Here is a 21,055-nt window from a genome sequence, read left to right on the forward strand (position 1 = left end):
AGTAGATAGGCCGTTTTTGTGGCGCGGTATTGGTGGGATGCGGCAAAGGGACAGCGCCTTTGCCGCATTGCCTAGTCCAGACGGACTGGATCGTGGGGGTAGGCGTTGAGAATCTCGACGCCGTTCTCGGTCACAAGGGCCAGGTCCTCGATGCGGACGCCGGTGCGGCCGGGGAGATAGATGCCCGGTTCGATGGAGAACGTCATGCCTGGCTCTACGACCTGCTCGTTGACCAGCGAGACGTCGCCCGGTTCATGGTCCTGCAGGCCGATCGAGTGGCCCAGGCGATGCGTAAAGTACTTGCCGTAGCCCGCGTCTTCAATCACACCGCGCGCGGCACGGTCCAGGTCGCACATGCGCACGCCCGGCGCGATGAGCGCCTCGGCCGCCTCGTTGGCGCGGCGCGCGATATCGTAGATGCGCGCCGTTTCCTCGTCCGGCTCGCCCCAAAAGAACGTGCGCGTCATGTCCGAGCAGTAGTTGCGATGGCGTCCGCCAATGTCGAACAGCACCACGTTGCCGCGCTTGAGCACGGTGCCGTCGGGCTCGTGGTGCGGGTCGCCGGCGTTGGCGCCAAAGCTTACGATGGGAGGAAAGCTAAAGCCCTCGCAGCCGTGCTTGCGATACAAGCCGAGCATCTGGTCGGCGATTTCGCGCTCCGTCACGCCCTCGTGGACGAGTTTGATGGCATCGGCCATCACGGCGTCGTTAGCAGCTGAGGACACGCGCATGAGCTCCTGCTCGGCGGCATCCTTGTGGGTACGCGCGGCGGTGACGGCAAAATCGCCCAGGAAAAACTCGCTGGCGGCGTGGCGCTCCATAAGCGGCATCAAAAAGCCGGAGCGCATGACGGTGTCGATGCCGAGGGGCTTGGCAGGATTGACCTCGCGTGCGATGGCGTCGGTTACGACGTCGGTATCGGTGTGGTAGGCGACGCGGGCATTGTCATACTCGGGCAGCTGATGCAGGGCGTTGACCAAGATCACGGGCTCGCAATCGCGCGCGAGCAGCACACCGCAAAAACGCTCGAACATATCGGCATAAAAGCCGGTTAGGTAATAGATCGACCACGGGTCGTTTACAAGCAGCTGCGCGCCGGGGTGCTGAGCCTCGAGCGCATCGAGCACGCGTGCCACACGCTGGTCATCGACATGTGCCATGAAACATCCTTTCGCTAGGCTGCCACCATGGTATCCCAAGCCCGGCAGATAGGGACGTTCCTTTTATGCCGGCACCTTGGGACACTCCTTAGCATGACCAGCCTGGCAAGCGTGCAGGCAAAAGTAGCTAAAAGAGCCCCGTCCCTAATTAGCTACTTGGGCTCGGTCGATGTTCATGCTGGCGATAAGGTTAATGTTGGTGTCTAGGAGGTTCTCTAGCACGACGTCGCCCATGCGGATGGGGGCCTCGACGACCACGCCGCGGATGAAGTTCATGGCTTGAGCGTGGAGTGCCAGCGGGATGGCATCGGCGGTGCGCACGGGCAGCAGGGCCTCATCGCCGCCGGATACGGCCACGGTCGTCGTGAGCACGCGCATGGGGCAGGTGAGCTCCTGATGCGCGAACTTATCGCCACGCGGACAGCTGTTGCCGGTTACGGAGCGCACCTCTACCACGGCGCCGTCTGCGCTGCGCTCGACCTCCACGGTCAGGAGGCACTCGGATGGGCAGGTGGTGCAGTTGAACTGCAGCGTTTCAATCGCGTTTGTGCTCATGACTCTACGCCTCCTCAACGGGGTCGACGGACAGGACAATCTCGTTAACACCCAGGTCGAGCGCTTGTTTGATGACCTTTGCCGGCAGCGGGAAGCTTTCCATGACGCTCGGTTTAAACGGGCGGACCTTGCCTGCAAACATCTCCTCGTCGCCTGCCAGAATGCGCACGCGGGCGGCGTCGACCGGCCGGCGCACGCGGAAGCTGAGCTTGGTGAGCGCCACGGCCGTAATGCGTCCCGGCAGCGCGTATCCCGCAATGCCGGCAGGGGAGACGGTGAGCTCGCAGTCCGCAGCGACGCCCGCGCCGGTTTCCAGCGCGTGCGCCGCTGCAGCTGCGCCAGCCCTCTCGGACTCGGTCGTCACGTTGTCGGCCAGGTCGTGCACGTGCAGCACGTTGCCGCAGGCAAAGATGCCTGGTACGCCCGTCTGCAGGCTCTGGTCCACCACGGCGCCTCGCGTGCGCGGGTCAAGCTCTACACCCGCGGCAACCGAAAGCTCGTTCTCGGGAATCAATCCCACCGAAAGCAGCAGTGTGTCACACGGAACAACGCGCTCGGTCCCCGGAATGGGCGCTAGGCGCTCGTCGACTTGGCTCACCTCGACGGCTTCCACGCGGTCGTGCCCGATCACGCGCGTCACTGTGGTGGACAGATACAGCGGAATTCCAAAGTCGTCCAGGCAGTTCTTCACATTGCGGCGCAGACCGTTGGCGTACGGCATGAGCTCGTACACGCCCTCGACCGAAATCCCCTCGAGCGTGCAGCGGCGTGCCATGATCAGCCCGATATCGCCCGAACCCAAAATGACGGCGCGCGAGCCGGGTTTGAGGTTTTCGATATTGATGTATCGCTGCGCCAGGCCGGCCGTAAACACGCCAGCGGGACGGCTGCCGGGGATCTTGATCTCGCTGCGGGTACGCTCACGGCAGCCCATGGCAAGGACGACCGCCCGTCCGGTGAGCTGCAGCATGCCGGTGGGGCTCATGAGCGTGACGGTGTGGACCGCGGTGTCTTCCGCAGGCTCGCCTGAATCAATCCCAATCACCATGCTGTTCAGGAACAGCGCAATGTCGGTTGCGTGCACCTGGTCGATAAAGCGCTGCGCGTACTCGGGACCGGTGAGCTCCTGTTTAAAGTGCGACAGGCCAAAGCCGGGGTGGATGCATTGGCGGAGGATGCCGCCCAGGTGCTGCTCGCGCTCCACGATGGCCACGCGCGCTCCGGCCTTATGCGCGGCCAGCGCGGCCGCCATGCCGGCGGGCCCGCCGCCGATAACGACCACGTCGAATGCCTGCGTCGACACCGACGCTACGGCTCCTGCCTCTGCGCGTTCGTCGCGCATATCAAGCGTTGCCATCCTAGCGCACCCCCTTCAGCGGTCCCTCAACCAGCCACGAGCCAGTGTCCTCTAGCAGCACCTCGCTGGGGTCGCAGCCCAGCTCGCGGGCTAGAATCGCCACCACGCGGCTCTGGCAAAAGCCGCTCTGGCAGCGGCCCATGCCGGCGCGGCAGCGGCGCTTGACGCCCTCGACCGAAACCGCACCTGGGCGGCGTCGAATCGCGGCAACAATCTCGGCCACGGGCACCGTTTCGCAGCGGCAGACGATCTGTCCCCATGCAGGGTCGGACTCGATGAGCTCCTCCTTGCGCACAAGTGGCGCACGGTCGAAGTCGTCCGGCGCGCGGCGGACGGGATCCCAGTCGGGCCGCTCGTGCAGGGCAACACCGGCATCGCGCAAGATCTGCTCCATGCGCTCGGCGATGGCTGGCGCGCTCGCCACGCCCGGCGACTGAATGCCCGCCGCCTGGAATAGGCCTGGCACCACGGCGGACTGCCCAATAAGAAAGTCGTTCGTCCCCTTTATGACCGGACGCCCGCCGGCAAACGCGCGCACCACACGGCGCGTGTCCAGATCGGGCACCAGCTTGCGCGCACCGCTCAGCAGCGCGTTGACATCGGAAGCGTAGGTCTGCGTGTCGCCGGGCTCGCGCACGGCAGCGGTCGCGGTGATCACGGTGTTACCATGTACGGTGCCCGTGACGATAACGCCCTTGGAAACTGGCGTGGGAACGGGGTAGAGCGGCATGAGCGCACGCGGCTCCTTGTCCAGCACTACGATGTTGCCCTGGCGCCAGACCATCTGGAACTCCTCGGCGCCCGCCATGTGCGAGATATCCGCGGCACCGTTGCCCGCGGCGTTAATCAGGTAACGGCAGCGCACGTTGCCAGCGGGCATCACCAGCGTAAAGTGCGCAGCCGCGTCGATAGCTTCGCCGCTAGCAACCTCAATCGCTTCCACCGGAGCCGACCGCATAAACGTCACCCCGTTGGCCACAGCGTTCTCCAGAGCGGCAATGGCGACCTCAAAGGGGTCGACAAAACCAGTCGAGGGGCACCACAGCGCGCACGTCGCCTTGGCGCTCGCACGCGGTTCCAGCTCGTGGATGCGCTCGGGGCCGATAATCGACAGTTCGGGCACGCCGTTGGCCAGGCCATTCTGGCGCAGCTTCTCTAGGTGTGCGCGGTCTTCGTCGTTAAACCCCAGCACCATCGACCCGGTGCGGCGGAACAAAAATCCAAGCTCCTGGGCCCACGTGCCATATAGCTCGCAGCCGCGGGCGTTGACCTGCGCCTTTACGGTGCCCGGCGCCGGATCGTAGCCAGCGTGCACCAGGCCGCCGTTGGCCTTCGACGCGCCCAGCGCGATATCGTTTGCTGCCTCGACCACGCAAATGGACAGGTCATAGCGCGCGAGCTGCCGCGCGATGGCGCACCCCGTAATGCCCGCGCCCACAATTGCGATATCAAACGTTTCTGCCACGGTGCCTCCCAGACGAGTTGACAGGCTGTCAATAAGACTATCCTACGGTCTGCACACCCCCAGCGCGGCGGCAATGCGGTGAACAGCCCCGCAACACCCGCCAACGGCAGACGAGGGGAGACCCAGCAACGTCTAAAAGCTCGTCTGCCGACAGCTACGGCAACCGTTTGTCTCGACCTGTAACAGTTAGACGAGGATTTGGGTTCCAGATGTTACAGATAAAGACGTTTGCCAGACGCCCCCTCCGTTTGTCTTGATCTGTAACAGTAAGAGGGGTTTTGGGGCCCAAGATGTTACAGAGCGAGATTGAAGTCGGGAAGGAACCCCTGTGTCTCGATCCGTAACACCTAGACCCGGATTTCGCCTCCACCTGTTACAGATTGAGATGTTTGTGTCCGCGCCAGCCCCGCGCCTAGCCGTGGTCCCATATAAACAAACCCCGTGGTAAACTTGACCGAACTATAAATATTCCGAAAGGTACACCTCAATGTCCAAGTACATCTCCGAGCTCATGTCGCCGCAGCTTATGGGCGTCGTCTATGCCTTCGTTGGCTTTATCATCGCCCTGTATGTGCTGTCGGTCGTCTACGTGTTCATCGACGCTCGCCGCCGCGGCGCCAGCGCCTACGTGGCATGGGGCATCATCGCCCTCATCCCGTTTGTAGGCCTCATTGCCTACCTGGTCCTGCGCCCGCACTCCTACGCGTCCGACCGCGAGGAGCAGGAGCTGGACATGGCCCTGCGCGAGCGCCAGCTTGCCCAGTACGGCACCTGCCCGCAGTGCGGCGCGCCCATCGAGAAGGACTTCGTCGTCTGCCCGGTGTGCGACACCCAGGTTCGAAACGTCTGCCCCAGCTGCCATCGCCCGCTCGATGCGCACTGGAAGGTCTGCCCCTACTGCCGAACTCGCATTCAGTAGCGCATCCATCGCCGGGCCGGCCGCAAGCCACGGGCACCGCGCGCCATGCGAAAGCCGCACGCGCACCCCGCAACCCCGCCCCCACACGATGAAGCATGCGTAGAAAATCGCCCGCCGTGCCATTAAGGTGCGGCGGGCGCTTGTATACCAAGGCAACCTGCCTATAATGATGCAAGTCAAAAACGCCGAGCGCATCGCACGCACTTGCATCAGGCATCCGAGAGGAGAAAACATACCCATGAAGGCACTCTACAATGACGGTTCGGTGGCCGAGCTCCCGCAGGACGAGGTCACGCACGTCATCCGCCACTCCGCCGCGCACATCATGGCGCAGGCCATCAAGCGCCTGTACCCCGAGGCCGACTTTGCCTACGGTCCCGCGACCGACAACGGCTTCTACTACGACGTCGACCTGCCCGAGGGCGTCAAGATCAGCGAGGACGACTTCCCCGCGATCGAGGCCGAGATGAAAAAGATCGTCAAGGAGAACCTCAAGTTCTCCGTGTACGAGAAGCCCCGCGCCGAGGCCATCGCCCTTATGGAGGAGCGCGGCGAGAAGTACAAGGTCGAGCACATCGGCGACCTGGACGACGACGCCCGCATCACCTTCTACCAGCAGGGCGACTACATCGACATGTGCGTCGGCCCCCACATCTGCTATACCAAGGCGCTCAAGGCCTTTAAGCTCACTGGCGTCTCGGGCGCCTACTGGAAGGGCGACAAGGACAACAAGATGCTCACCCGCATCAACGGCGTCGCCTTTGCCACCAAGGAAGAGCTCGACGAGCACATGCACATGCTGGAGGAGGCCAAGAAGCGCGACCACCGCAAGATCGGTCGCGAGATGGACCTCTTTATGATGCGTGACGAGGCCCCCGGCTTCCCGTTCTTCCTGCCCAACGGCATGATCCTTAAGAACACGCTGCTGGACTACTGGCGCGAGATCCACCACAAGGCCGGCTACGTGGAGATCTCCACGCCGCTCATCATGAACAAGCAGCTGTGGAAGACCTCGGGCCACTGGGACCACTACAAGGACAACATGTACTCCACCGTCATCGACGACGAAGAGTACTGCATTAAGCCCATGAACTGCCCGGGCGGCGTGCTGGTGTACGCCTCCAAGCCGCACTCTTACCGCGAGCTGCCCATCCGCGCCGGCGAGATTGGCCTGGTGCACCGCCACGAGCTGCGCGGTGCCCTGCACGGCCTGTTCCGCGTGCGCTGCTTTAACCAGGACGACGCCCACCTGTTTGTGCGTCCCGACCAGCTGACCGACGAGATCGTGGGCGTGGTCAACCTCATCGACTCCGTGTACCAGAAGTTTGGCTTTAAGTACCACGTTGAGCTTTCCACCCGCCCCGAGGACTCCATGGGTTCGGACGAGGATTGGGCGCGCGCCGAGGAGGGCCTGCGCACCGCTCTGGAGCAGCTGCACATGGACTACGAGGTCAACGAGGGCGATGGCGCCTTCTACGGCCCCAAGATCGACTTTCACCTGGAGGACTCGCTCGGTCGTACCTGGCAGTGCGGTACCGTGCAGCTCGACTTCCAGATGCCGCTCAACTTTGACCTGGAGTACGTGGACGCCGACGGTACCAAGAAGCGCCCCATCATGCTGCACCGCGTGTGCTTTGGCTCCATCGAGCGCTTTATCGGTATTCTGATTGAGCACTTTGCGGGCAAGTTCCCCACCTGGCTGGCTCCTGTGCAGGTCAAGGCGCTTCCCGTCTCCGAGAAGAGCCGCGACTACGCTCACGAGGTGTGCGCCAAGCTGGAGGAGGCCGGCATTCGCGTGGTCTGCGACGACCGTGACGAGAAGATCGGCTACAAGATCCGCGAGGCCCGCAGCATCGACCGCGTGCCCTACATGCTCATCCTGGGTGAGAAGGAGGTCGAGGCCGGTAACATCTCCGTCCGCGATCGCTCCAACGAGACCGTTCAGATGAGCGTTGACGAGTTCGTTGCCAAGGTGCTCGAGGAGATCAAGACCCGCGCCTAGCACAAACAATACAAGAATTAACAAAGGCGATCGTCCCATAGGGCGGTCGCCTTTTTTGTTGTCTATAGAAGAAAAGCCGCTGGTTAGAGCGGCTTTTTTGTTGTGCAAAAAGGTACAGGTTTTTATAGAGGGGTATGGAGATGCACCCATTCGCGGCGCATTTTGTGCAATCTGGGAAAACGCGAGCAGTTTGCTCGTATAATGAGCAGCGTCGAAAGATACAAAAACCTGTACTTTTGCGACTGCGCCTAGCTGCGAGCGAGAAGCCTGTTCTTAACGCCCCTGCATCCGCGTGCGTCGCGGAGCAAGAAAAGGGGGCGAGAGATGGAACGGACAATGCGGCGCCAAGAGCAGCTGCCCGGTGCCTTTAGTGGCGCTACTACCAACAGCCAGCACGGCCGTGTCCGCTGGTATCTGGTCCACACCCCCAACGGTAAAGAGCGCGAGACCTGCGAAAAGGTCCGCCGCATTATCCCGCACGAGCTGATGCAGGACGCTTTTGTGATGCAAAAGGAGTTCTGGTTTAAGCGGGACGGCGCCTGGTCGCTCCAAACCAAACCCATGTACAAGGAATATTTCTTCGTCGCCACGCGCGATGCCGCCCTGCTCGACAAGGCTTTGGCCCAGTTGAGCTTTGGCTGCAGGATTGCCGGCAGTAAGGAGCGGGCCTATGCGCCCATGCCGGACAATGCGCAGGACTGGTACCGCAGCGTGCTCGACGACAACGGCGTGGTTCGCAACAGCGTAGCCCGCATAGAAGACGGCGTGCTGCATATAGAGCAAGGGCCCTTGGTGGGGCAAGAGGCTCGCGTAAAGAAGATTGACCGTCATAAACGCTGGTGCCTGGTAGACGTGGGCGAAGGCGACTCCGCTTTTAGGGAGCTGCTTCCGTTGGACGTGCCCAGTAAGACGTAAGGGGACGTCGCACTGGTAATTCATTCGCAATTTGAATTCATCGAGTGGGGGATCCCTGGGAACAGGGACGTGGATTTGAACTTGACTACTAAAGAAGTGACAGAGCGAAACACGCCGGTGGGGGCCGCGCTTGTTGCCCAGGCCATGAATGGCGGCGACGCGAGCATGCGCTACAAGGCCATGCAGGCCGTGAAGAACTGGGACCGCACGCGCCTCGGCTACCGCACCGTCAAACGCGCCTTCGACATCGTGTTCAGCGGCTGCGTGCTGGCCGTCATCGCCGTGCCGAGCCTGGCACTCGCCGCGGCAATCCGCCTGGAGAGCGAGGGCAACCCGTTCTACAGCCAGATCCGCGTGGGCCAGACCCGCCGCGACGGCAGCCTGTCCACCTTCCGCATGTGGAAGTTCCGCAGCATGTATAAGGACGCCGATGAGCGCCTCGCCGAGCTCAAGGGGCAGAACGAGATTGCCGGCGCCATGTTCAAGATGAAAGAGGACCCGCGCGTAACGAAGATCGGCAAGTTCATCCGCAAGCACTCCATCGACGAGTTCCCGCAGTTCCTCAACGTGTTCCTGGGCCAGATGTCCGTCGTCGGCCCGCGCCCGCCTCTGCCCAACGAGGTCGCCGAGTATACAGAATTCGACCTGCAGCGCCTTGCCGTTAAGCCCGGCATCACGGGCCTCTGGCAGGTGACAGAGCGCAACAGCACCGGGTTCGATGGCATGGTTCGCCGCGACCTGGAATATATAGCAAAGAGGGGTGTCCTGTTGGATCTTAAAATCATCTGCCTCACCGTGCTTGAGGTGTTTACCGGGGATGGTGCGTGCTGATGCGCCAAGCTATTCATATCATTTTGCTATCAGGTGGTTCAGGTTCTCGGCTCTGGCCCCTTTCGAATGATGCGCGATCAAAACAGTTTCTTAAAGTGTTGCGCGATGTCAATGGCAACCATGTATCGATGGTGCAGAGAACCTTCGACCAGATTGAACGCGTGGTTCCCGGCGCGGATGTAACTGTGGCAACCTGTGCGACACAGGTTCGTGCTCTCGAGATGCAAGTTAAGGGTCACTATGCTGAGGTCGTGGAGCCTGAGCGTCGCGATACCGCTCCTGCAATCATGCTTGCGTGCGAGCACCTATTGGCAGAGCAGGGTGCGGGTCTTGCCGACCCGGTTATTGTGATGCCCATCGATTCCTATGTCGAGGATACCTACTTCCAAAAGGTTGCAGATGTCGCATCGGCAATCGAGGCGAATACAGCAGACATCGTGCTGCTGGGCGTTGAACCTGTTTACCCGAGCGAGAAGTACGGCTATATCGTTCCCTCTGAATCGCAGGGCTCTCCGCGGATGGTGGAGCGCTTTACCGAGAAACCCAATGAGGTCAAGGCGAGCGAGCTCATAGGTCGCGGGGCTCTTTGGAACTGTGGCGTCTTTGGATTCCGCCTTGGTTATGTTCTCGACATCCTGTCTCAGTATGGATCGTATGCAAGCTATGAGGACCTCCAGTCGCGTTATGCTGAGCTTCCAAAGAACTCGTTCGATTACGAGGTGGTGGAGACGGCGGAATCCGTCGCCGTTATTCCGTATGCTGGATCTTGGAAGGACCTTGGTACTTGGAACACGCTTACCGAGGAGATGGGCGAATCTGTAAGCGGACGGGTTTCCATTGACGAAGACAGTTGCTCTGATGTTCATGCCATCAATGAGCTAGGTATTCCCGTGGTGATCGCAGGGCTCCATGATTCCGTGGTGGTCGCAACGCCAGACGGAGTCCTGGTGTCCGGAAAAGAAGAATCCGCGCACATTAAATCGCTGGTGAAAGAGGCGGCCGAGGACCGTCCTATGCAAGAGACCATGACGTGGGGCTCGTACCGGGTTGTCGACTCAGGTTCCTATCGCGATGGCTCGCGCACGATTGTGAAGGAGATTTTCGTTCGGGCGGGTAGTCAGATTTGTGAGCAAGGCCATGTTAACCGTTCAGAGGTGTGGACCATCGTATCAGGTGAGGGTCTGTTTTCGCTCGCGGGCCGCGAGCGCCCCGTGGTCGCTGGAAGCGTTGTCGAGATTCCTGCCGGTGTTCGTCACGCTTTGCTAGCGCGTACCGACATCAACGCCATAGAAATCCAGCTGGGCGATATTTTGGTCGAGAGCGATAACGTGCGGTATGGCAACCATTGGGGAGAGTCGAATTGAGTCGCTTGAAGTTCATGAATACCGAGGTCGACAACATCACCTTTGATGATGCGGTCGAGCGTTGCTGCGAATTGGCTTCTGGATCGCGACGGGGAAATTACGTCGTCACGCCTAACGTCGATCATATCGTGCAGCTCGAAAAGGACGATGAGCTGCGTGCCGTATACCGTGATGCGGACCTTATCCTGACGGATGGAAAGCCGCTCATCTGGATATCCAAGGGATACGGTAGCCCGATAAAAGAAAAGATTTCCGGATCCGATTTGTTTCCCGCCCTGTGCTCCGAGTGCTCCAAGCGTGGTCTCACGATGTACTTCTTCGGCGCGGCACCTGGTGTTGCTCAGAAGGCGGCGGACAACTTAACAGCTAAGTTCCCGGGATTGCGTGTTGTGGGCACGATGTCTCCTGATTATGGCTTCGAACGCGATTCCAAAAAAGTTGATGAGGCGATTAGCCAAATCAATGAGACTGCACCCGACATTCTCATCGTGGGACTCGGTTGCCCTAAGCAAGAGAAGTTCATTCATCACTATCGGGATCGTATTCATGCGAAGCTGATGCTCGGATTGGGAGCGAGCTTGGATTTCGAGGCGGGTAACGTGACCCGAGCTCCCGAGTGGATGCAGCGGTGCGGGCTTGAGTGGCTTTATCGAATCACGCAGGATCCCGCGCGTTTGGCAAAGCGTTACCTGGTCGATGACCTTAAGATCGTTCCACTCATCTTCAAATACCGTAAGGCTGGGTGCTAGATGAAATCCACTGCCTCTCAAATACGGGTGCTGATGTGCTGCTCCTCTCTAGATGTGAAGGGTGGCATGGTCTCCGTTGTCAAAAACTATCTGTCATACCCTGACTGGGATGAATTCAACATCGATTTTGTTCCAACCCACGTTCCGGGTAATAAGGTGCGTGTTGCAGCTCACTTTGCGCTGACGCTCCCGAAAATCCGTCATATGTTGAGGAAACACGAAGTCGACCTGGTTCATCTTCATGTTGCCGAACGGGGCAGTTTTTGGCGGAAGGCAATGATCGCGGAAGAGGCAAAGAAGAGCGGTATCCCCGTTGTGTTTCATCATCATGCAGCGGAGTTCGAACCGTTTTTTGCGGGCCTGAGTCCAGACGCGCAGGAAAAGGTCGAGAAGGTGTGCAACGATGTCGACGTGAACCTTGTGCTCTCCGACTCGATTAAGCGCTCCATGGAACAGCATTTTCCTAATGCTCGCTTCAAGGTCCTCTACAATGCTGTTCCCACGTACGGGAGGAATCTCTACAACCCTGACGCAGATACCATTGTATTTATGGGCAGGCTTGGTGAGCGCAAGGGGACATTCGATCTGATCAAGGCGTTTAGCACCGTAGCCTCTCGAATCGACAGCAAATACCATGTCGCCCTTTGCGGCGACGGTGATATCGATGCAGCTCGCAGCCAGATCGATGAACTTGGGCTTTCTGATCGCATCGCGTGCCTGGGCTGGGTCGATTCGAAGCAGCGCGAGCGCATCTTGAACGATGCCGTCTTGAACGTCCTGCCGTCATACAATGAGGGGCTTCCCATGAGCATCCTTGAGGCGATGGCGCATGGTATTCCCACAATCAGCACGAACATCGCGGCTATTCCCGAAGTGGTTCAATCGGGGGTTAACGGTATGTTGATTGAGCCAGGTGATATCGATGCGCTTGGCGATGCCCTTACTTCTCTTTTGGACGATGCGGACGATCGGAAGCAGATGAGCGACGCCGCTTTCGAGCTTATCGAATCCACCTATTCTCTCGACGCTCATATGAAGCAGGTTAAGGAGTTGTATCGCCTATGCTAGGTTTCATTCGAAACGCCTTTAAAGCCCTTTACCTAAAGCGACTTATCAAACATGGGCTCGTTGTCGGTAGCGATTTTCAGATGGAAAAGGGTTGCAACATCGATGCCAACTTCCCATGGCTGATTGAAATCGGCAATAACGTCACCTTTGCATCCAATGTCTGCCTTCTTGCTCACGATGGCAGTACAAAGAAGCTCGTTGGATACTCGAAGGTCGGCAAAGTTTCAGTCGGTGACAACGTGTTTATCGGTTTCGGTAGCATCGTGATGCCGAACGTTCGTATCGGTGATGGATGCGTGGTGGGTGCCAATTCTGTTGTTACGCGCAGTCTGCCCAATGGTGTCGTTGCGGCTGGGTCTCCCGCTAAGGTCTTGATGACTGTGGAGGAGTTTGAAGAGCGGACGAAAAAGGTTACCAAATCCGGGGGAGGGGTCTATGGGTCAGAGTTTCTACGTGCATCGATTACGTACGATCGAATGCAGCAAATGCGCGAAGAGCTCGACGGCGGTATGGGCTTGATTCTATAAAAACGATTGCTGTGGCTGCATTGATGGTATTCGCAGCGTTTAACAATCCACTAATCATAGGTCGTTATCATTCGGCTTAAAAACGAAATGAGGGAAGGGAATCTAATGCCCAAAAAGTCAGTTGCTATCATGACGTATCATCGTGCTTATAACTACGGAGCCGCGCTGCAAGCGTATGCGACTGTCCAGTATCTTAAGGATGCTGGTTTTGAGCCGATTATTATTGACTATTGCCCCAACAATATATTGGGTTATGGCACGTTCAGAAATCAGTTTAACGACGTGTCGAATATGAATTCGGCCTTTCCAATTCGGGTTGCTAAAGCATTCCTCAAGTCTCTGGGAAATCGTAAGAGGATTTCTACATTCGACAGGTTCATCGATAGTGAAATGCCTCTTACGAACAAAAGATACTTTTCGTGCCAGGAATTGAAGGATGATCTCCCGGAGGCTGATTTCTATTGTTCGGGTAGCGATCAGGTTTGGAATAACTACTATACAAAGAAGTTCGATCCTTCGTATTTCCTTGCATTTGCACCTAGCGGTTCTACATGCATTTCGATTGCTTCGAGTTTTGGTAAATCATCCTTTAATGAGGAAGATTCAGCTTTCATTAACAATCAGCTCTCGAAATATACCTACTTGTCCGTAAGAGAGACGTCAGGAATCAAATTGCTTCGGGAAATGGGCTATTCAGACGTCGATTTGATGCTCGATCCGACGCTTCTTGTTTCGCCGGATACGTGGAGCCGCTTTGCTAAGGATACTGACGAAGAGAGCTATGTTCTTTTGTATCAGCTCCATGGAGATAGCGACACGGCGAATTGTGCTCGTGCATATGCAAAGCAACACGGCTTGAAGATCAAGTCGATTATTACGATGCCCTATCAGACTAAGTCCGGTTGCCAAAACATCATCGCTCCAGATGTCCATGAATGGGTTGGGCTCTTTAAGGGCGCAAACTGTGTGTTCACTGACTCCTTCCATGGAACCGTGTTTTCTCTCGTCTTTAATAAGCCGGTTGCCGTAACGCTTCCTTCTCACTTTAGTACCAGGATTACAACTCTGTTGAATGCTGTCGGTGCCAACGATCTTATTTGTTCTGATGTACAGGAATGGTCTTCCCGTGTGCGGAATATCGATTTCACTGATATTCAGCGTGAGCTTGCAAGTCTGTGTGCCGAAAAGCAGGCTTTGCTGAGGGATCGTCTGAGCCACATTGGCTAGCGTGATTCGCAATACGAATATGAATACGATGACAAGTATTATTCAGAGAGCTTTGAACACCCCGCTTCTTCCTAAGTCGGGGTTTAGGTTCCTGTTGTTCATTCTCTACAACCTGCTTTATGTTGCCTACATGCTGGGGTATGCGTCACAGGCCCTATATATGGCTACTTTGCTGCTCTTTTGTGCTGCCAACGGCATTATCTTTGTATATAGAGGCACCGCTAAAATACGCGGATTTCAGTATGCCGGTTACATACTTTTCTTTATCGTCGTTTTTGGAGCCATCTCAATTCCAATTCAGATTATGCATGATGGGTTACGAGGGTTCCTGTTCTCTGCGCTTGGACGCCTTGGTTTGCCGATTATCAATGCCCTGCTATTTGCTAATTCGGTCGATGAAGAGGATTGGAACTATTACTTCAACATCCTCTTGGTCAGATTCTGCTGTCATTTTCTTTTTATGAATGCTGACAATCTGTCCTTAAGTAGCATTCTCTCAATAAACTGGTCTGATTCCGAGGCGGCGACCGAATCCTCTCTTGCTCATGACTTTCTAATCATGGAGATGCTCTTTCTGGCGATGAAGCAGAAAGGAAAGGCCTTTATTTGCTTTCTTTTCTGTATGCTTTCGATGAAGCGCCTTAGTTTCATTCTCGCCCCGGTTGCATTTGTCTTGTCGAGTCGCGTGCCTAAGGGTGATGTGAAACGCGTCTATCGTGTGCTCGTTATGGTTGCGATAGTTCTGAGCCCATTCGTTCTGATGTGGCTTTACAGGTATGACGTGATGGGATGGCTGTATAGCTCCTTTGGAATTGACCTTAACGCTGAGATGACTGGCCGTCCAACCATCTATCATCTTGCCATATCGGGTATGTCTGGCGACTTTAATGGCTATGGTTCGATTAATTACTATCTAGCCGGGTACGCTTCATCGCATTTCGGTACTGTGTGGAACGGTATTCTTCACAACGACACTATCGGCATCTACTTGGAAACGGGATTTCTGGGAATCGCATCTTTCGCCTTCGGCATTGTGGAATTCTCAAAGAAGAACTATTGGCATTTCTTTATGATGCTGTATCTCGTCTTCGTTGCCATTACATCGCATATTCTTGATTATTTCAGTGTTTGGGTAACCTTCTATCTTGCGGTTATGTGCATGAACGTTTCTCAAGAGAAGGCTATGGATAGCTCAGAGACCGTTGACATTCCTGAGGGTGCGGAAAATCGAAAACCCTATTTAAGCAAGCGATAAGGAGGCCGATGAGCTCATGAAGCATAGCGTCGGAATCATTACAGTCATATATAGCACCAATTGCGGAAGCGTGCTTCAAGCACTTGCGTTGCAGGATGCGTACAGCAACCTTGGATGCAATGTGTCATTCATCTCTACGATCAATAAACTTTCAGCGCTTTCTTACAAGAAGGAATTCAAGGACGTTATAAAGGCTTTGGTGTCTAGGTCAAGTCCAGGCGCCGTTATTAAAAAGTATCGAGATTCCCGGCAGTTCATTCGTGAACATTTTCACATCGTCGATCCTAGTGGAGCTGAACGCTTTGATTTGCTTTCCATTGGCAGCGATACCGTTTGGGATGTAACGTCGCCATATTTCTTGGAGTCCCAGGATGTCTTCTGGGGATTGCCATGGGATGGTTCTAAGATCGTTACCTATGCAGCCTCAATCGCGAATTCGCCCTATGAAACGTTGGATTCGCTGAAGTATCCATGTGAGTCCATAAAGAAGTACGCGAACATCAGCGTTAGGGATGACTATTCCTTCGAGTACATCACTTCTCGGACGGATCGGGTACCGTGCAAGGTGTGCGACCCCACGCTCTTGAAGGATCGAAGTTTTTATCAGGGATTCTGTAGGTCAATGGAAGAAGCGGGCACCTATCTTCTACTGTATCTGTTCGATACGCCTTCAGCTGCGGTGGTCGACGAGATTAAACAGTATGCAGCCGATAACAGCTTGAAAATAGTGTCACTTGGTCGCCGTATGCCGTTCGCTGATATGCATTATGAATCGACCGTCGTTTCTTTTCTTTCCTGCTTTAATGGCGCATCAGCTGTTGTCACCAACACCTTCCACGGTACGGTGTTCTCGTTGATTTTCCATAAGCGGTTTGTCGTTCTTGACTATCAAAAGAAAAAGATTGAGAACTTGCTGCATGACCTTGCGTTGGATCAGCGAATTGTCGGTGCGGGAATCGAAGCCGTTCTCAACGAGGATATTGATTACACCTCGGTTGAAAGTAAATTCAGCGAGTTGAGAGCCAGCTCTATTGGCTATCTCGAGAAATGTGTTCAGGATTAGCTCTATGGCAGTAGGCACAAAAAAGAACTTTATCTATAACTCAGCGTATTCGATTCTGAATATGGGATTGCCGCTTGTGACGGCACCATATCTTGCTCGAATCATCGGCGCTGAGGGTACTGGAATATACGCGTATTCGTTTTCCATCGCTCAATTCGTGATTCTTATTGCCAAGCTCGGGCTTACCAATTATGGAACGCGGGAAATCGCCAAAGTACGTGGCAATCAGGATGCGTTGAATCAGCTGTTCTCGCGTCTTTTTGGACTTCAGTGCTGCTCGACGGTTTTGATTTCGATTTGTTATGCCATTTACGCATTCTGCTTTTCCTCTGAACATTTCATCATGGCCTTGGTGTTTCTGATTTGGGTGGTCGGCACCTTTTCAGATATCGATTGGTTTTGGTTTGGCCTCGAGGACTTTCGGCGTGTTTCCATCAGGAATATTACGGTCAAGCTGCTGAGCGTCGCCGGGATTTTCCTGTTCGTGAAAACGAAGAGCGACACGCCGCTGTACGCATTGATCATGGTGAGCGGATATGTGTGTGGCTATCTTACGAACTGGATAGGACTGAGGAAGCGCGTACGAATCCTTCCTCAGTATCTGTTGGACTTCAAAGAGCACCTCTTTCCCTGCTCGTTGTTGCTAATCCCAACGCTTGCTTTGAATGTATATCGGTCGTTGAACAGAGTGATGCTGGGTGGGATGAGCACCATGGTTCAGACGGGTATTTTTGATAATGGAGAGAAAATCGTCTACTGCCTGTCAGGCCTGATCGCTTCTTTTGGTTCAGTCATGATGCCGAAGATGTCGAAATTGGTGGCTGAGGGGGACTCGGCGAAAATCGAGCACTATATCTCCCTCTCCCTAAGGCTCATGGCAATAATGACCTCGATGATGGCGTTTTGCTTGTTCGCAGTTGCAGACAGTTTGATTGACCTCTTGTTTGGTGCTGAGTTCAGCCAAAGCGCCAACATCTTGCGTCTGTCCGGTTTTGCTCTAATTGCCATGGGGTTAGGCAATGTCATCAGAATGCAGTACATCATTCCGAGCAAAATTGATGACATCTATGTGAAGTCCACTCTTATCAGCAGTATTTTGAACGTGCTTATCAATGTATTACTGATTCCTCGTTTGGCTGCGTTAGGTGCGGCTATAGCGTCCCTAGTGGCTGAAAGCTTCGTTCCGCTTTATCAATATTTCCGTTTGAGGTCACGATTCGATTACTCAAAGGCAGTGCTTGCCAGCGTGCCGTACTACCTGATTGGACTTGCAAGCGCACTTCCGGCATTACTAGTCCAACGTGTATTTGGTATCTCTGTTTTGACGTTGATCCTTCAGCTTTTTGTCGGTTCGATTCTGTTCATTCCTTTGACGGTGCTTTGGGCGCATGTATTTGACAAAACGCTATTCGAATTTGGCCTTTCAATCGTAAGGAGAAAAAAGAATGTCCGTTAAGGAGCAGCTGCAATCAATTGATGCCCTGCGTAGGGTTGTGAAGGCACATAAGGTTCGCAGGGAGATGCGTACCGATGCGAATCGATTCGTCGCCAACTACGCGGAGTCGATGTCGGATCACGCGTGTGTTGATTATCACGTGCTTCTGATTGTTCACAGCTTGGAAAAGGGCATGTGCTCTCAGGGCCTTCGTCCCTTCGGCAAGAAGAAGGTGCGAGGGCTGATTGATTATTTGAAGACGTATTCCGAGAACCAGAAGGTATCGACGGCGTATGAGATGGGCGTCAGCATTCTTTTGGTTTGGAAAGACCTGTTTGATAAGCATGGCTGGCAGCAGGAAGACGGCTATAAAGCCGTGAACGAGTTCCTGAAGACGATTCCGGCCTCTTTCGAACCGGTCCCTGTCGGCGCTCATGAATACACGCTTCAAGATGCGACGGCGCATCGCATTGATGATTTCACGACCGTTATCAAAAATCGTCACTCTGTTCGTGAATTTAAGCGCGTGCCCTTGAAGCGCGACGATGTTTTTGATTGCGTGGAAGCGGCTCGGTATGCGCCTACCGCATGCAACAGGCAGATGATTAAGATTCTCGAGGTTACCGATCAGGCAAAGGCGTCCAAGCTCAAAGATGCGATTATGGGCCTTGGTGGGTTTGACAAGGACGCCGTCACGCTCTTTGTCGTGACGTTCGATCTCAACGCGTTCACCTTTTACGGAGAGCGTAATCAGGGCTATTTAAATGCGGGCCTTGTTGCCATGAGGTTCGCCGACGCTCTCCACTTCAAGGGAATCGGGTCGTGTTTCCTACAGTGGGGGAATACCGGTGCCGAGGAGGCGGCTATTTCCAAGCTGCTGAACCTTAAGGACAGCGAGCGCATCGCGGTTGTCTTGGGTGCCGGTTACTACCCGGATTGCACGATGGTTCCGTATAGTCACCGCAAGGAAATCAGTGAGATTTTCATAGAGGTATAAGCTCTTCGCATCTTGTAATCAATTAGGGTTATGGACTCATCGACGGGGGAATGACGGTGAACGACGTATCTATCGAAAACGAATTTGATCGCTGGCTGGAAGTGATGGACGGTAATGAGGATCGGGAGGCTCTGAATGCCCTCGCGTCTAATCCTCAGCTTCTAAAGGACGCGTTCGCTCGCAACCTCCATTTCGGTACTGGTGGCTTGCGCGCTAAGATTGGTATGGGCCCAAACCGGTTGAATGTGTGGACGGTGGGTAAGGCTACTCAGGGTCTCGCCAATTGGCTCAACTCGCAGGTTGATGAGCCGCTGGTTGTTATTGCACGGGATTCGCGCCACGGCGGCCCGGAATTCGTTCGTCGTGCCGCTGAGGTGCTCGCTGCAAACGGAATTCGCTCCGTGGTATTCGGGCATCCCTCTCCCACGCCAGTTCTGTCGTTCGCTGTCCGAGACCTCGGCTGCTCGGCGGGCATTGTCGTTACCGCCTCGCATAATCCGGCTGAGTACAACGGATTCAAGGTCTACGGACCCGATGGCTGCCAGGCGACAACAGAGATGTGCCGGCAAATTCAGGCTGCCATCGATTCGGTTGATATTTTTGACGATGTTTGCGCGGAGCCTTTCGATGCGGCAATTGAATCTGGTTTGACTGCGTGGGCCAGTGGAGATGTCTTAGACCGTTATGTCAGCTCTACGCTCTCGTGCTCGCAGGGCGTTGATTGCAGTGACCTATCAGTCGCGTATACTCCGCTCAACGGTGCCGGCCTTGTGTGTGTGCAGCGCGTGCTTGGCAATATGGGTATGGGAGCATTTCATGTCGTTGCGGAACAGGCCGAGCCGAACGGTGACTTCCCAACGTGTCCTAAGCCTAACCCCGAGGTTCCGCAGACCATGGAGGCTGTTATTGATCTCGCGAGCCGAGAGAGATGCGACCTTGCCTTGGCGACGGATCCCGATGCTGACCGAGTGGGAGTTGTTGTTCGCCATGGCGGTGAATATATAACGCTATCGGGTAATCAGGTTGGCGTGTTATTGCTGGACTGGCTTGCTCGACGGGCTGCTTCGAGGGAGGGGCTTGACCGAAAAGTTGCTGTCACCACGATTGTTTCAACGCCCATGGCAGATGATGTGGCAAATGGGTATGGCTTAGAGCTCAGACGCACGTTGACGGGTTTTAAGTTTACTGGTGAGCAGATCGGGCTCCTTGAGCAGGATGGTCGACGGGGAGATTTCCTGTTCGGCCTTGAAGAGAGCCTTGGGTATCTGTCTGGAACGCACGTGCGCGATAAAGACGGCATCGAAGCGTGTATGCTCGTGTGCGAGATGGCCGCGAACCTGAAGGCCGATGGGCTTGATCTGGTCGATGCCATGGCACGCTTGTATGACCGCTACGGCTGGTGGTCTGGCAAGCAGTTAACGAGAGCTTTCGAGGGTGTCGACGGTGCCGAGCGAATGGCTGCGCTTATGGACAGATTTCGCGCGGGAGCTCCTACCGAGATCGCCAACTTGACAGTTGACCATGTGATTGACTACAAAGCGGGTGCGCCTATGCCAATAGTGAATTCGCTACCCGACGAGCCCGTTCAAACACTGCCGCCGAGCAACGTGCTTGAGTGGAGACTCTCGAACGGGTCTCGTGTACTTGTTCGTCCGAGTGGTACTGAGCCTAAGCTCAAGGTGTATCTCTTTGCGAAGGGCTTGACGAAAGAATCTGCTGATAACCTATTGGATGCTTTATGGAACTCTGTGAATGCATTGCTAGATTGCTGAGATGGGGGCGCGGACAAATAGTTGGACCGAACCGGTCCGGATAGGAGTTCGCAGATAACGAGCTATACGGAAGAGGAAAAGCGCAAGACCGTCGAGACGGTCGAGGAATGCGGAGTGTCCGTCATGCACGCGACCCGCAAGTCGGGGTACCCCTCTCGGCAGACTCTCTACCAATGGCTCAACGAGTGGGTGGCGTACTTCGCCACGATGTTTCGGCTCACGTGGAGCACTCGGGCGATCTCGGACCTCGAGCGCTCGGCGGCATCCATCGACCGTATATCATTCACTGTGTCCAGGGGCACGGTCATCTCCTCCATCCTTCCCGGGCGGGCTCGCCAAAGTAACCGCCCGGGGAAACCATACGGCGAGGGCCGCGCCCCCGGTCCCCGGGGCG

The 21,055-nt window shown here is 55.7% G+C and carries 19 protein-coding genes; 14 read left to right on the forward strand and 5 right to left on the reverse strand.

What is annotated here, in order from left to right:
* Positions 1–71 precede the first annotated feature (71 nt).
* The 4 genes from DWV32_RS01990 to DWV32_RS02005 form a co-directional block, all read right to left on the reverse strand.
* A complete protein-coding gene (locus tag DWV32_RS01990; RefSeq protein ID WP_117757048.1) occupies positions 72–1,160 on the reverse strand; it encodes a Xaa-Pro peptidase family protein in 1,089 nt (362 codons plus the stop codon).
* 144 nt (positions 1,161–1,304) lie between these two features.
* Positions 1,305–1,715 (reverse strand): DUF1667 domain-containing protein, encoded by a 411-nt coding sequence (locus DWV32_RS01995; protein ID WP_117757049.1) that lies wholly within the window; start codon positions 1,713–1,715, stop codon positions 1,305–1,307.
* 4 nt (positions 1,716–1,719) lie between these two features.
* Positions 1,720–3,072 carry an NAD(P)/FAD-dependent oxidoreductase gene (locus DWV32_RS02000; protein WP_117757050.1) on the reverse strand — a complete coding sequence of 451 codons (1,353 nt, stop codon included), beginning with the start codon at positions 3,070–3,072 and terminating at the stop codon, positions 1,720–1,722.
* 1 nt (position 3,073) lies between these two features.
* Positions 3,074–4,537 (reverse strand): NAD(P)/FAD-dependent oxidoreductase, encoded by a 1,464-nt coding sequence (locus DWV32_RS02005; RefSeq protein WP_117757051.1) that lies wholly within the window; start codon positions 4,535–4,537, stop codon positions 3,074–3,076.
* 487 nt (positions 4,538–5,024) lie between these two features.
* Between DWV32_RS02005 and DWV32_RS02010 the strand changes: the two genes are divergently transcribed.
* The 14 genes from DWV32_RS02010 (at position 5,025) to DWV32_RS02075 (ending at position 20,661) form a co-directional block, all read left to right on the forward strand.
* Positions 5,025–5,456: a zinc ribbon domain-containing protein gene (locus DWV32_RS02010; RefSeq protein WP_055251579.1), complete on the forward strand. Its 432-nt coding sequence runs from the start codon at positions 5,025–5,027 to the stop codon at positions 5,454–5,456.
* A 238-nt stretch (positions 5,457–5,694) separates the two neighbouring features.
* Positions 5,695–7,458 (forward strand): threonine--tRNA ligase, encoded by a 1,764-nt coding sequence (gene thrS, locus DWV32_RS02015; protein ID WP_117757052.1) that lies wholly within the window; start codon positions 5,695–5,697, stop codon positions 7,456–7,458.
* A 324-nt stretch (positions 7,459–7,782) separates the two neighbouring features.
* Positions 7,783–8,373, forward strand: coding sequence for a hypothetical protein (locus DWV32_RS02020; RefSeq protein ID WP_117757053.1), 591 nt, complete (start codon positions 7,783–7,785; stop codon positions 8,371–8,373).
* 81 nt (positions 8,374–8,454) lie between these two features.
* Positions 8,455–9,204: a sugar transferase gene (locus DWV32_RS02025; RefSeq protein ID WP_233540377.1), complete on the forward strand. Its 750-nt coding sequence runs from the start codon at positions 8,455–8,457 to the stop codon at positions 9,202–9,204.
* A complete protein-coding gene (locus tag DWV32_RS02030) occupies positions 9,204–10,568 on the forward strand; it encodes a sugar phosphate nucleotidyltransferase (protein ID WP_233540378.1) in 1,365 nt (454 codons plus the stop codon). Before DWV32_RS02025 ends, DWV32_RS02030 begins: the two co-directional genes overlap by 1 nt.
* Complete coding sequence (locus tag DWV32_RS02035) at positions 10,565–11,317, forward strand: WecB/TagA/CpsF family glycosyltransferase (RefSeq protein WP_117757054.1); 753 nt, start codon at positions 10,565–10,567, stop codon at positions 11,315–11,317. The genes DWV32_RS02030 and DWV32_RS02035 overlap by 4 nt, the downstream gene beginning before the upstream one ends.
* Positions 11,318–12,385, forward strand: a complete 1,068-nt coding sequence (locus DWV32_RS02040) for a glycosyltransferase family 4 protein (protein ID WP_117757055.1) — start codon at positions 11,318–11,320, stop codon at positions 12,383–12,385. It begins immediately after the preceding gene.
* The gene (locus DWV32_RS02045; RefSeq protein WP_117757056.1) at positions 12,379–12,912 is read left to right on the forward strand and encodes a DapH/DapD/GlmU-related protein; all 534 of its coding nucleotides are present in this window, start codon (positions 12,379–12,381) and stop codon (positions 12,910–12,912) included. Before DWV32_RS02040 ends, DWV32_RS02045 begins: the two co-directional genes overlap by 7 nt.
* Before the next feature lie 105 nt (positions 12,913–13,017).
* Entirely contained in the window at positions 13,018–14,139 is a 1,122-nt protein-coding gene (locus tag DWV32_RS02050; RefSeq protein WP_158566025.1) for a polysaccharide pyruvyl transferase family protein, read from the forward strand.
* Positions 14,140–14,233: 94 nt separating this feature from the next.
* On the forward strand, positions 14,234–15,394 hold the full coding sequence (locus tag DWV32_RS02055; protein WP_147346201.1) for an O-antigen ligase family protein: 1,161 nt from the start codon (positions 14,234–14,236) through the stop codon (positions 15,392–15,394).
* Between the two features lie 16 nt (positions 15,395–15,410).
* The gene (locus tag DWV32_RS02060) at positions 15,411–16,457 is read left to right on the forward strand and encodes a polysaccharide pyruvyl transferase family protein (protein WP_117757059.1); all 1,047 of its coding nucleotides are present in this window, start codon (positions 15,411–15,413) and stop codon (positions 16,455–16,457) included.
* Between the two features lie 4 nt (positions 16,458–16,461).
* Entirely contained in the window at positions 16,462–17,913 is a 1,452-nt protein-coding gene (locus tag DWV32_RS02065) for a flippase (RefSeq protein ID WP_117757060.1), read from the forward strand.
* Complete coding sequence (locus DWV32_RS02070; protein ID WP_117757061.1) at positions 17,903–18,889, forward strand: nitroreductase family protein; 987 nt, start codon at positions 17,903–17,905, stop codon at positions 18,887–18,889. Before DWV32_RS02065 ends, DWV32_RS02070 begins: the two co-directional genes overlap by 11 nt.
* A 56-nt stretch (positions 18,890–18,945) precedes the next feature.
* A complete protein-coding gene (locus tag DWV32_RS02075; protein ID WP_158566026.1) occupies positions 18,946–20,661 on the forward strand; it encodes a phospho-sugar mutase in 1,716 nt (571 codons plus the stop codon).
* Positions 20,662–20,828: 167 nt separating this feature from the next.
* On the opposite strand, the gene DWV32_RS10480 is transcribed toward DWV32_RS02075, so the two are convergent.
* Positions 20,829–20,963, reverse strand: a complete 135-nt coding sequence (locus tag DWV32_RS10480) for a hypothetical protein (RefSeq protein ID WP_255413136.1) — start codon at positions 20,961–20,963, stop codon at positions 20,829–20,831.
* Positions 20,964–21,055 lie beyond the last annotated feature (92 nt).

The organism is Collinsella sp. AF04-24 (assembly GCF_003465685.1).
Lineage (GTDB): Bacteria > Actinomycetota > Coriobacteriia > Coriobacteriales > Coriobacteriaceae > Collinsella > Collinsella aerofaciens_AP.